At 51.4% G+C, this 11,895-nt stretch carries 7 protein-coding genes and 6 tRNA genes; 6 read left to right on the top strand and 7 right to left on the bottom strand.

The features are described from left to right. The 5 genes from ACLUYS_RS07130 to ACLUYS_RS07110 form a co-directional block, all read right to left on the bottom strand. Positions 1 to 532: CCA tRNA nucleotidyltransferase (locus tag ACLUYS_RS07130; protein ID WP_412659468.1), on the bottom strand; the 532-nt coding region annotated here is incomplete at its 3' end. A gap of 258 nt (positions 533 to 790) precedes the next feature. After that, positions 791 to 1,039, bottom strand: coding sequence for a DUF3955 domain-containing protein (locus ACLUYS_RS07125; protein WP_412659467.1), 249 nt, complete (start codon positions 1,037 to 1,039; stop codon positions 791 to 793). Between the two features lie 266 nt (positions 1,040 to 1,305). Further along, a complete protein-coding gene (locus ACLUYS_RS07120) occupies positions 1,306 to 2,079 on the bottom strand; it encodes an enhanced serine sensitivity protein SseB C-terminal domain-containing protein (protein ID WP_230266925.1) in 774 nt (257 codons plus the stop codon). A 2-nt stretch (positions 2,080 to 2,081) separates the two neighbouring features. Then, positions 2,082 to 3,410 (bottom strand): TldD/PmbA family protein, encoded by a 1,329-nt coding sequence (locus ACLUYS_RS07115; RefSeq protein WP_230266926.1) that lies wholly within the window; start codon positions 3,408 to 3,410, stop codon positions 2,082 to 2,084. Next, positions 3,403 to 4,797, bottom strand: coding sequence for a TldD/PmbA family protein (locus ACLUYS_RS07110; RefSeq protein ID WP_412659466.1), 1,395 nt, complete (start codon positions 4,795 to 4,797; stop codon positions 3,403 to 3,405). The genes ACLUYS_RS07115 and ACLUYS_RS07110 overlap by 8 nt, the downstream gene beginning before the upstream one ends. 252 nt (positions 4,798 to 5,049) lie before the next feature. Here ACLUYS_RS07110 and ACLUYS_RS07105 point away from each other — a divergent pair. The 6 genes from ACLUYS_RS07105 to ACLUYS_RS07080 all read left to right on the top strand — a co-directional run bounded on the left by ACLUYS_RS07105 (position 5,050) and on the right by ACLUYS_RS07080 (position 5,664). Continuing rightward, a tRNA-Arg gene (locus ACLUYS_RS07105) sits at positions 5,050 to 5,126 on the top strand. A 5-nt stretch (positions 5,127 to 5,131) separates the two neighbouring features. Continuing rightward, positions 5,132 to 5,208: transfer RNA gene (locus ACLUYS_RS07100), tRNA-Pro, on the top strand. Positions 5,209 to 5,220: 12 nt separating this feature from the next. Further along, a tRNA-Met gene (locus ACLUYS_RS07095) sits at positions 5,221 to 5,297 on the top strand. A gap of 22 nt (positions 5,298 to 5,319) precedes the next feature. Further along, positions 5,320 to 5,396: transfer RNA gene (locus tag ACLUYS_RS07090), tRNA-Ile, on the top strand. A 112-nt stretch (positions 5,397 to 5,508) separates the two neighbouring features. Beyond that, positions 5,509 to 5,585: transfer RNA gene (locus ACLUYS_RS07085), tRNA-Met, on the top strand. 3 nt (positions 5,586 to 5,588) lie between these two features. Next, positions 5,589 to 5,664, top strand: a tRNA-Phe gene (locus ACLUYS_RS07080). Between the two features lie 223 nt (positions 5,665 to 5,887). Here the strand turns inward: ACLUYS_RS07080 and ACLUYS_RS07075 are convergent. Further along, a complete protein-coding gene (locus ACLUYS_RS07075) occupies positions 5,888 to 6,646 on the bottom strand; it encodes a 2,3-bisphosphoglycerate-dependent phosphoglycerate mutase (protein WP_230266928.1) in 759 nt (252 codons plus the stop codon). Positions 6,647 to 6,848: 202 nt separating this feature from the next. Next, positions 6,849 to 11,492, bottom strand: a complete 4,644-nt coding sequence (locus ACLUYS_RS07070) for a sugar-binding domain-containing protein (RefSeq protein ID WP_412659465.1) — start codon at positions 11,490 to 11,492, stop codon at positions 6,849 to 6,851. Between the last annotated feature and the right edge of the window lie 403 nt (positions 11,493 to 11,895).

Here is an 11,895-nt window from a genome sequence, read left to right as displayed (position 1 = left end):
GAAGGGCATCTTCTTCAAAACGCCCTTTCGGATCGCCGACCGCCCGGATCTGGCGTTTTTTCAAATCATCGATACCGCCGTACGGATCGATCAGCCCTTTTTCGGGATGATAGGCCATGGCGTTAATGGTAAAGTCGCGGCGGGCGAGATCTTCACGAATATCGCGGGTAAAGGAAACCGCGTCCGGATGGCGATGATCGCGATACGTCCCTTCTTTACGCATCGTCGTCACCTCGATCGGACAGCCGTCCTGCAAAAAAACGGTAACGGTGCCATGTTCGATTCCCGTGGGAACGACGTGTTCGAAACGGGCCATCACCTGTTCGGGACGGAGCGTCGTCGTGATGTCATAATCGTTTGGCGCGATCCCGCGCAGGCTGTCGCGTACGCAGCCGCCGACCAGCCACGCTTCTTCGCCATTGGCGTTCAGCGTATCGAGTACCTTCTGTACCGGCTCAGGAATGGGCAGCTGAAAGAGGCATGCAGCCCCGGGATTGAGCGTGTCTTCTTTTTTTCCGATTTCTTTTTCCATATCGACGGCTCCTTTCTTCGTTTTCTGTATAGCTTTGCGCCCTAAATTTCTGACTTCACTTTATCATGCGGCTGTTTTCACTTTATCACGGGGGAATGCCCGTGACGATCTCTGCATTTTCGGTTTAAGCCGGAATAGCTGTACACCCTCCGGCGGCAGAAAAATCGTTCCGGAAAAGACGATTTGTCCTGCGCCCGGGCATAAAAAAATCCCTCCAGAAAGAGGGACATATCATTCGGGATCAATACGGTATGCGGCTTACGAGCGGCTTCTGGAACATTTTGCGGCGAAGCTTGCAACCGCGCTGGTCAGGCATACGAAGAGAAGCGCCCAGCCGCAGGGGACCAGGAAGAAAGGTTCATGAAGAACTCCCTGGGCATCCAGTGTTGAGCCGATCAGGGCGAAGAGTCCAAAGCAGAGTACGGCTGCGATTCCGGAAATCAGTGCCGTCCATTCCCAGACTCTGGAAGCTGAGTGTTTTCCCGATCTGGCAAGGTTTGCGTTCATAGGTATTTCCTCCTTTTTTTCTGGGAAATCTAAGTCTACGATACCGATCCAGGAGATTCGAGACAGACGCTCCCATCTTTTCGCACCATGGGAGAGCTCCTGTCGATATCGACCCTCTACTCTAGTCATCTTCGTTCGAAAAGGTATTGCTTTGCCTGAGATTTTTCAAGACGCAAACGAAAAAGCTTCTGTGCAGAGATTCGCATACGCCTGCACAGAAGCTTTCGGTTTTTGAGTGTTTTTTAGATGCAGCGATGGGTCTTAAACTAGAACGCGCGCACGTAAATCGGTTTGGAAGTACGGGCGATATCCTGTCCGAGCTTGGAATCGCTGAACATGAATTCGAGTTCCTGATCTTTTACGACGCCGCGGATGGCCGCAGTCAGACGTGTGAAAATACCAGTGTCTTTTTCGTTGGCATCCACCAGGATGAACAGCGTTGTATCCGGTTTGTTCGGATCTTTCAGACGCTCCTTCATGTAAATGGCGTTGATCGCCTTGTCATGGAAGCCGGCTGAAATCAGAGCCGCTTCGAGATCCTGCTGGTCGCCCGTAAGGTCGCGCAGGTATACGTTACTGTTCTGGGCCAGGTTTTCCTGTTTGAGCGGTGTCTTGTAGGCATCCGCAAAACCGATCAGGAAATCGGACGGGAAGCGTACGTTTACGCCAGCCGGGTCAACGACAATGCCGTCGACATCGCCTTTCGCGCTTCTTACCATCGGCAGGAACTGTTCCGAAGAAAGCAGCAGGCAGTTTACGCCCGGTTCGCCGAAAGCGTTTTTCATTTCGGCAACACTGGTGAATACCGGGAACATTTTCGTTCCGTCCTGACTTGCAGCCGTCATAAATGCCATTTTGGCATCTTTCGGGAACTGAATTTTTCCGTTCTCCAGTTTGGTCGGTTCCTTATCCCATTTGGCAGGGACATACACACGGGTATCCATGAGCGCCTGTCCTGCTTTGAGCAGGTCTTCGTCCGCATGGGTTTCCTTCATTCGGACAAGCGCTTCGAGCAGAATGTCGTTCTGATATTGTTCCATAATTATTCTTCATTTCCTCCAACAGCAGCTTCCTCGAAGAGAATGGATGGAGCGGCTGTGCTGCGCATTTCCCATTTCAGGTCATCGCCGACAGCCTCTACATGATTCATCAGATCGATAAAGTTTCCGGCTACAGTAATCAGAGTCAGCGGACGAACTTTCCGGCCGTTTTCCACCAGATAGCCCTTGGCCTGTAAAGAAAAGTTCGTACTGACAAAATCAATGCCGGCATGCATTCCCGCAAGTTCGCTGATCACTACACCATTGTCCATTTTTTTCAAAAGAGAGTCAAAAGAATTCGGGCCCGACACAATATAAAGGTTCATGCTGGAAACGGTAGTTGCACCGCCGCCGGAACGGAATCCGTTGCCGGTGGATTCGGCATCCATTTTCAGCGCAGACTTGGTGTTGTGGAGAACGGTTTCAAAAACGCCGTCGCGAACGACTGTTTTTGTATATGTCGGACGGCCTTCGTCGTCATAGTTCCGTAAGAAGAGCGCGTCTTCATTGCGCGGATCGTCCACGATCGTGATCTGATCCGAGAAGATTTTCTGGCCGACCTTGCCGCATAACGGCGAAATGCCGCGGGCGATCGACGTACCGTAAAACATCCCTTCCAGGCAGGAGAAGAGCGTCGACATGGCTTCGTTGTTGAAGATGACTTTGCAGGTGCGGCTGCTCAGCGATTTGGCGCCGATCTGGTCCTGCACGCGCGTAACCAGACGCTTTACGAACGCGTCCTGATCGAAATCATCGAGATCGTAGACGATTTCTACACGGTAGTCGTCATATACTTCCCCGTTATCGCGCATCGTAATCTGCGCGGCGATCACCTGATACTGGTAGGCGCTGGACACTTCCGTCCCCAGCGAGTTGGTCAGCTCGCTGCTCACTTCGGCGCTTTCAAAAGAAAGTTCATTGACCAGACTGACGCGGCTGTCGGCAGCCAGAAGCTTGTCTTCCAGAGACGCGAGCACTTCCTTAATGTGCGCCGGATCGGCCGGTTTCCAGGTCTTTTTCGAAATGGTCTCTTCGCATTCCATCGGTCCGACAAGAACGTCCTTTTCCGATTCCGAAATGCGGTCGGCATTATCGCGAAGCTGACCGAGAATTTCGTCCATGTCTTCGTCTTCGATTTTTTCGAGCGATGTCGAAACGATTTTTCCATTGGCCATGGCGCGCAGCGAAGTGGAAAGAATACGGGATGTCGTAAACGAATCCATCGTATGGTCAAACCACTGCAGAGAACGGGACGTCTGCCGCGTCTGCGCGATTTCGAGGCCTTCCAGTCCAAGCTGGGCTGACCGTTCAATCCATGCCTGCTTATTCATTTGCGGTACCTCCTACAGTAATGGAGCTGACCCGGATGGCCGGCTGGCCGACATTGGTCGGAATCGATCCGGAAACCGATCCGCACATACCCTGCGCGAGTTCCAGGTTGTCGCTGACCATATCAATGTTCTGAAGAATTTCTGCACCGCTTCCGATCAGCATGGCGCCGATAACGGGATCGGTGATTTTTCCGTCTTCAATCAGGTAGCCTTCGTTTACGCCGAAGTTGAATTCACCGGTGTTCGGATTGACCGAACCGCCGCCCATCGAACGGCAGTACAGACCGAAGGAAATGTCCTTGAACATGTCTTCTTTCTTATCCGTTCCCGGTGCGATGAACGTATTGCTCATGCGGCTTGTCGGTTCGTACTTGTACGATTCGCGACGGCCGCTTCCCGAAGACGGCGTATTCATGCGGCGGCCGTTAAGACGGTCAACCATGTACTGGGTCAGAACGCCGTGATCGATCAGCAGGCGTTTCTGCTGCGGGTTGCCTTCGTCATCCATGTTCTGGGAACCCCATTCGCCCGGAATCGTTCCATCGTCCCAGGCGCTGACTTTTTCGCTGGCGATTTTTTCGCCTTTCCGGTTGGAAAATACCGAAAGTTTTTTGGCGACGCTGGTCGCTTCAAGGGAATGGCCGCAGGCTTCGTGGAAAATGACGCCGCCAAAGCCGTTATCAATAATGACCGGCATCACACCGCTGGGCGCCGATTTGGCGCGAAGCAGTACGAGGGCAATTCGAGCCGCCTCTTTCGCCATCTCTTCTGGCGAATGGTCACCTTCAAAATATTCAAGGCCTTTGGAAGCGCCCGGTGCAGTGTAGCCGGACTGCACATTGTCGCCTTCGCGCGCATACGCCTGAACGGCCATACGGCTTCTCTGTCTTGTATCCGCCTTGAACAGACCGTCCGAATTGGCGATCTGCACGTCCTGATGAATGGACGACAGCGAAGCGCTGGCTTTAAAAATCCGTTCATCATAGCCGCGGGCCGTCTTGATGGCCCGATCGAGCAGAGCGAGTTTTTTCTCGTCTTCCGTCTTGAACGGGTCCTGTTCGACTGGGGAAATGTTTTCCGCCCGGCTCAGTTCATTCAGAACGACGTTTTTTCCCTCTTCTTTTTTCCCGATGGCGCTTCGCAGATCGTCTACGATGCCCTCGAGAACTTCCATATCCATTTCATCGGTGTAGCCGTAAACCGATGAAGTTCCTTTATACAGACGAATCCCCGCTCCGGCGCGTACGCTCGCGCTGATATTCTCAACGTTGTCATCGAGCTGCGTCATCGACTGCGTGTGGGTTTCTTCTTCAAAAATCTCCGCAAAATCCGCTTCCGATTTCATGGCGCGGTTCAGGAGTACTTCTACTTGTTCTTTTTTGAGCATTTTTATCACTCCTCTATCTTTTCAGTATACCGCAGGACACAAGCCCTCTTCCACAAGGGGCAGAGCGGCCTGGATCTGCCGGTGCTTTCTGTCCATTCGGCTATAAATTCGTATTACGTTCTCATTTTATAGCCTTCTATATTTTATTTTTTTCTTTTTTTTGTTTTTCCTGTTTGCATCTCAGAGGTTTTTCTTATAGTATGAATAAGCTGTTTGACAGCAATAAAGATTTTCAAGTCATATTCAAACTTTGCGCCATTAGCTCAATTGGATAGAGCGTCTGACTACGGATCAGAAGGTTGTGGGTTCGACTCCTGCATGGCGCGCCATTTATCGGGACGTAGCACAGCTTGGTAGTGCACCTGGTTTGGGACCAGGGGGTCGCAGGTTCGAATCCTGTCGTCCCGACCATTTTATTATTTTGGCTAGGTAGCTTAGTTGGCTAGAGCATCCGGTTCATACCCGGAAGGTCGTGAGTTCGAGTCTCACCCTAGCCACCATTTCTTATGTTTTATTTTTCATGGACCCTTAGCGCAGTTGGTAAGAGCAGCTGGCTCATAACCGGATGGTCGCGGGTTCAAGTCCTGCAGGGTCCACCAGTTACCTACAGTCCTTAAGGAATGTTGTTGCAGGAGCACCGATTGATTTCTGAAAAAAGTGATAAAATTTCTTGCATCCAGTCATCCTTTCGGTTATTATATCTAAGTACATCGCGGGATAGAGCAGTCTGGTAGCTCGTCGGGCTCATAACCCGGAGGTCGTTGGTTCAAATCCTTCTCCCGCAACCATGTGGTCTCTTAGCTCAGTTGGTAGAGCAAAGGACTGAAAATCCTTGTGTCGTTGGTTCGATTCCGACAGAGACCACCACTTTGTAAATCACGCACCCAATTCGGGGTGCGTTTTTTTATGCCCGGTTCTGGTCATAGCCTTGCCCTCTTCATTCGACCCAGAATACCGAAATCTTAAATTCTCTTCCATACAGACAAGGCCCCGGAATCCATAGACAGGATCCGGGGCCTCTATTCTTCTGCTATTCTTCGATTTTTATTCAAGTTTTCTGTCTGTTTTCGCTTTTCTGGATCGAGCTTGCCTATCCGATTCGTCCGGCACGCTTTGCAACTTCTTCCGGATCCGCCAGGCACTCAATTTTGTCCAGCTTTCCCTTCTCGTCAAACGTGCAGATCATCGGAACGCCCGTTGGCGGTTCATAGATCAGGGAAATGCCAAGATCGCGTTCGACGTCTTTCAAGTCCTTATTGGCGTCTTCAATCAAATATTTCAGCAAAACGCCAAGGATGTTTCCATGCGCCGCAATCAGTACGGTCTGCTCCTTTTCCAGACAGGGGACGACTTGTTCCCTGTAAAACGGAACGATTCGATCCATCGCCATCTGCATAGATTCGCCAAGCGGCAGCTGTTCTTTCGGTACATCCGCATATTCCGAAGACTGTCCAGGGGTGCGCGGATCATCTGGATCGAGCAGTGGTACCTTTGCGTCGAGTTTGCTGCGCCAGGCATCCACTCTGGCTTTTCCATATCTGGCAATTGTTTCCGCCTGGGTGTGACCCTGCAGCGCCCCATAGCTTCGCTCATTGATGTGCCACCTGCGCGTTACCGGCATTTCTTTCTGATCGAGTTCATTCAGCACATGATCGAGCGTCTGATTGGCGCGTTTGAGCCGCGAAGTGAAGGCCCGATCGATCTGGATGCCTTCTTCTTTCATCCTTTTACCGGCTTCTATAGCTTCTCGGTGTCCTTCTGGACTCAGATTCACATTCGACCAGCCGGTAAACCGTTTTTCCTTATTCCATTCGCTTTCGCCATGACGAAGCAGGATCAGTCGTTTCATACCGCAATTCCCCTTTGATTCCATACGTCTGTCCGGACGTATCGCCTGTCCGATATCCTCCCCAGCATAGCGACTCTTCCCCTTTTTTTGCGAACGCTTTGAGACAGAAAACCGCGTCCCGCAAAGCTCATGGCTTTAAAGGACGCGGTTCGTGTTTAGATTCCGTTTCTCTCAAAGATCGGAGAAAGGACAAAGCATTTCTTTACTTCAGAGAGTCAAGCTTGCCTGCAGAAGGGGTAAGACGCAGATCGAGCATCGCCTGGTTGAGCGCATCGGCTTTCTGATCAATATCTGCCTGATGAGAGGCTTTGTTATCGATGGCTTTTGCGGCATCCAGAGCGGATGTGAATGCAGAAGCGGATTTAAACTCGCTGGCATTCAGTTTGCCCGCCTCATCGATTGCGGTATGGAGGAGACTGTAATCCAGATTTGTTTCCACAACATCTTCTTCACCAGTCAGACGCATTTCGAGACCGCACGCAAATACGTAGGACTGATCCGACATACTTTCTACCGCATACAGACGAACTTTCGTCGTTTTCACCGGTGCAAAGGAAGCGTTCTTCCAGCCGTCGGTTGCTGCCCAGCTGCCAGTAGTTACGGTTTTCCATTCGCCGTTTTCATCGAGAACATCAATGCGATATTTGGTAATTCTTCCATTATCGCCGCCGGTCATTCTTGGAAGATAGCGCAGACCGTCGACCATGTAGTCGCCGTCGATCGCGAACTCTGCCCAGAGGTCGTCACGGTTGGTTCCCTTGTAACTGGAATGCCAGTCTGTGGACGTATTGTTATCGAGCAGACGTTCTGGTCCATGGTTAGGTTCGGTTGAGCCGGCTGCTGCGGTCAGCTTTTCAACCGGAATATCTCTGGAATCGTCTTCTGGATCCATAACTCCAAACAGGATGGTGTATTTCGAAATCTTGCTTCCGTCTTCGGCTTCAACGAGGATCACCTGTTTCTTGTTTTCAGCCGGAAGCATTGTAACGGCACCGTTGCCTTTGGACACCGCTTCAACGGCAGCGGTCTGTTTGGACGTCGGGATTTCCTTAGAAGCGAGGAGATCTGCCGAAACCGCGGTTCCGTCAATCGTCAGGGTGTCCAGTTCTGCCGCCTGGTTTACAACGAGCGTGCTGGTAAAGCCGAACTGTTCCACTTCCGTAATGGCCGTGCACGGGTTGTTTCCGTTCGGCTTCTTCGTTGCGGTGTTGGTTACGGTCATGCGCAGATACGTGTAGCGCGTCGGCGCAAAGTCATAGGTATAGCACTTAACATTATTTACTTCATCGCCGATCGTTTCTTTCACCGTCAGCTCAGTCCAGTCGGTACCATTCTCACTGATTTCAAAGGCTGTTGTATTGGCATCCGGGTAGGAAGCAGACCAGCTGTCCTGAGAGAAGTGAACTTTGATCTGTCCAACCGCCTGCTGCGTATCGTATCGGAACGTGATCTGGGCCGTGTTATTTTCCGGTGTGGTGTAGCAGTAGTCATAGTTGGACCAGATGGATGTGTTCGGTCCGCCGCTCACATCCTGCTTCACGGTGCTTCCGTCAATAATGGCTTCCAGCGTATCGCTCTGCTTGTCCTCTGGAATGTTCTGGCTCAGATGAGCTGCTCCAGAAATACTGTCGCCAAGCGTCACGGTTGCATTCGCAACACGGACAAACGCTTTGACAGGAACAGACTGACCAAATACACTGGCCGTTCCGGGAATAACCAAATTGCCTGCTTCTGCAAAGGCGGAATCGTCTGGCATCTGCCAGTCTACCGCAAAGCTTGCATCCAGAATTTCGCCATCGTTCAGAACCGCGCGGCGGCTTTCCGGAAGTACTGGAACCGTTCCTTTGGAAACGGCTGTCGATACGTTCAGAAGAGCAGCCACCTGATCGATGACATAGACGCTTACCGAAACTGTATGGCCTTCTGCCGTTCCGCTTACAGTAAAGTTGCCGGATTCAGCTACCTGGTCGTCCGTAATCGTATCCCAGGTCACGGCCACATTCTCAGAGGTGCCGTCTGCATAATTCGCTTTAACGGCAGATGGAAGAACGGGTTTTTCCCCTTTCTTCACATAGTAGTTGCGGGAGTATTCAAAACTGCTCAGCGCTTCGCCGCCTCCACCTTCAACTTCGCTCGCATTGAGCATGATCGTCTTGGATTCAAGACCGTCAGCGGATGCGGTCACTTTAATGTCTCCGGCTTTTCCGTTGGAACGGATGATGGCGACAAGCTGACCCGCCTGCGCTTTTCGGTTGTCGTCGCGATAGCTCTGCTGATCCGGCTGAACACCGTTATCGAGAGCAGCCAGTTCACCGGCGCCTTCTACGCGAACCGTGACTTTATTTTTTGCGGAAGGAACAATCCGTCCTTCAGAATCGGTAATATCAATCGTTACATAGGACAGATCGACACCGTCGCCTGCAATATTCGGACGATCGGCTGTCATATCGATTGCCGATGCCGCGCCGGTTGTTTCTACAGAACTGCGGCCAACCGTTTCCGTTGTGATTGGATTTCCGGACTTGTCGTAGGCAACAGCTTCAATCTTGCCGTTCGCATACGGAACCTTCCAGGTGCGATACAGATTGCGGTGGGTTGTGCTCTCCTTATCGCTTCCCTCATACATCTGGTAGGTGTAACCAGCGGCTGTCGTATGCTCCGTCATGGTTTTCTTGCCCAGAGACTGACGTGTCGTGCTTCCAGCCGCTGTAAAGAACAGTTCGACTGTCGGTGCATCGGAATATACAACGACCGGAACATCTCCGTTTCCGTTATTGACAACTACATCTTTATTCCATGCGGGGAGAACATGAAGTGTTGTTTCGTGGTCATTCCAGAGACTCTGATACAGGTAGTAGTTGTCTTTGGGCAGACCCGCGGTATCCACAATGCCGAAGTAGGAGTTTTTCGGCGAACGGTTACCGTCGGTAAATCCAGTACCTACTCCATTTTTTGGCGTCGGTTCGCCGAGATAGTCGAAGCCGGTCCAGACAAATTCGCCGCCGTTGTAGTCGTTGGTGATAACGGTATACCAGGAGTCGCTCGCTGTATGGCCCCATCCGACCGCGGAATAATCATAGCTGGTCAGAAGATTGTCCGCGTTGAGCGCACTGCTAGAGAGTACGTTGTATACGCCGCGGGAATTGATATGGGACGCCGTTTCGCCTCCGTACACTTTCCAGGTTGGATTCTGGCTTCGTTTGGAGTTGTACTGCGATGTGACGGTGTAGTTAAAGCCGATCAGACCGCCTCTGTTTGCGATCGCGTTGGCTACCGCGTCTTCCTGCGTTCCGCTCTTCAGACGGTTTCCGCCAAACGTAAGGAACTGTCCGGTATCGTTGGCTTCGACCACATCCATAATCGCATTGGCCAGTCGGGCACTCTGCGCGCTCCAGTCGTAGGACCCTTCAAAAATTTCATTGCCGAGCGAATACATGAGGACAGACGCTTCGTTGCGGCTTTCCTGTACGGCAGCCCGGGTATCAAACTCGAACCACTTGTCATCCTCTTCTTTATTCAGAATTTCGTTGTCGGCGTCGACCGTCTGTTCAAAGAAGCGCGCATAGTCGTTGTAGTTGCCGTTCTTGGCACCGATCCAGCCGTCAAAAAGTTCATTGATGACCATGATGCCTTCGCGGCTGCACACTTCAAGCAGGTAAGGATCAGCCGGGTTATGCGTCACGCGGATGGCGTTGGCTCCCATTTCCTTCAGGATCTGCACCTGACGCTCGATGGCGCGCTTTTCAGCGGCGGAACCTAAAGAACCCTGATCGTGGTGCATGCAGACGCCTTTAAACTTCATTTTTTCGCCGTTCAGCGAGAAGCCAGTGTCTTTGTCGTAAGAGTAGTAGCGGTAGCCGAAGGTCGTCTCGGTTGTATCAACAGTCTTGCCGCTTTCAACAACTTCGGTTTTCAGCGTATAGAGCGCTGCATGTTCGTCTTTGGCGAGATTGGTTTTCCAGAGTGTCGGGTTGTTAACCATGACATCCAGCGCAACATTCTGCTTTTCGCCGGCCGTCAGTGTTACATCTTTCGATGCTGTACCAACCGCATTGCCGCTTCCGTCAAGTACGGTCTGTTTTACGGTAATCGTTTTGGAAGCGCTGGAATCGTTGACGATATCTGCAGCCGCATGCGTTGTTACATTGCCGCCTTTTTCGGTCTCCAGGTTTGGGGTCGTTACCGCAATGCCGTCATAGCCGACATGAACGTCATCCGTAATCGTCAGCGTAACGTCACGGTAAATACCGCTTCCGGAATACCAGCGGGAAGACGGAGTCTGATGGTTTACACGTACAGCCAGTACGTTTTCGCCGTCTTTATTGAGGTAATCGGTCAGATCAAAGGCAAAACCGGTGTAGCCATAGGGGTGGCCGCCGAGTTTGTGTCCGTTGATGTACACTTCGCAGTCCATGTAAACGCCGTTGAATTCGACAACCATGCGTTTATTAAAGTCTGGGGCAACGGTGAATACCTTGCGGTACCAGCCCACGCCGCCGAGCTTATAGCCGCTCTCGGCTTCACCGGCCGGAGTATAGTCCTGGTCGATGGAATAGTCATGCGGAAGGTTTACGCTGTCCCATTTGGAGTCGTCAAAGCTGCTGTTCTGGGCATTCGCCGGGTCGGATAAGGTGAACTTCCAGTTTGCATTCAGGTTCACGGTTCGCTTATCGGAATCGATCACGCTTACAGGAACAACTTCAGGTTCGGACACCATCTGATTGGAATCCGAGTTTGCTTCTTCAGCAGACACAGGCAGAACCATCTGCATCGAGACGGAACTCATCGCCATCATTCCGCCAAGCAGACTTCCGCCAATGCGTCGAAGCCATTTCGTATTTTTCATCTTTTTTCCTCTTTTTTGTCCCAATCCGTACAAATCTTGATCGGGCACTTCAACGTTTTTATTATAAAAGAATCTTAATCGCAAATGAAAGCCCTTTTAAAGCTCCCTATGTTCATTTGGACGGTGACAGCCAGACTGTTTCGTACTCAGGATCGGTGCCGGATCCAGAAGATCTTGGTCCGGATAACGCGCTGCCGGCGCTTCCTTTTTCCTTTTATTCCCCTCGGGGAAAGCCTCTGGAATGCCTGTATTTTTCAAAAAGGGCGGACGTTATTTTATTTTTGAATTTGTGTCTTTAGAGTTGTCAACGGGTGAAGGTTTGCTATAATAGACCATGCGTTAACGAAGTGCGCCATTAGCTCAATTGGATAGAGCGTCTGACTACGGATCAGAAGGTTGTGGG

The sequence above is a fragment of the Allobaculum sp. genome, from assembly GCF_047010065.1.
Lineage (GTDB): Bacteria > Bacillota_I > Bacilli_A > Erysipelotrichales > Erysipelotrichaceae > Allobaculum > Allobaculum fili.
Note: the sequence above shows the minus strand (reverse complement) of the source record. Positions and strands in the feature narration are given on the sequence as shown.

What these genes read in the sequence shown, in the direction of transcription:
- ACLUYS_RS07125 (WP_412659467.1), bottom strand. Translation starts at nt 1,039, where the DNA reads ATGAACGCAAACCTTGCCAGATCGGGAAAACACTCAGCTTCCAGAGTC.
- ACLUYS_RS07110 (WP_412659466.1), bottom strand. Translation starts at nt 4,797, where the DNA reads ATGCTCAAAAAAGAACAAGTAGAAGTACTCCTGAACCGCGCCATGAAA.
- ACLUYS_RS07075 (WP_230266928.1), bottom strand. Translation starts at nt 6,646, where the DNA reads ATGAAACGACTGATCCTGCTTCGTCATGGCGAAAGCGAATGGAATAAG.
- ACLUYS_RS07070 (WP_412659465.1), bottom strand. Translation starts at nt 11,492, where the DNA reads ATGAAAAATACGAAATGGCTTCGACGCATTGGCGGAAGTCTGCTTGGC.
- ACLUYS_RS07115 (WP_230266926.1), bottom strand. Translation starts at nt 3,410, where the DNA reads ATGAATAAGCAGGCATGGATTGAACGGTCAGCCCAGCTTGGACTGGAA.
- ACLUYS_RS07120 (WP_230266925.1), bottom strand. Translation starts at nt 2,079, where the DNA reads ATGGAACAATATCAGAACGACATTCTGCTCGAAGCGCTTGTCCGAATG.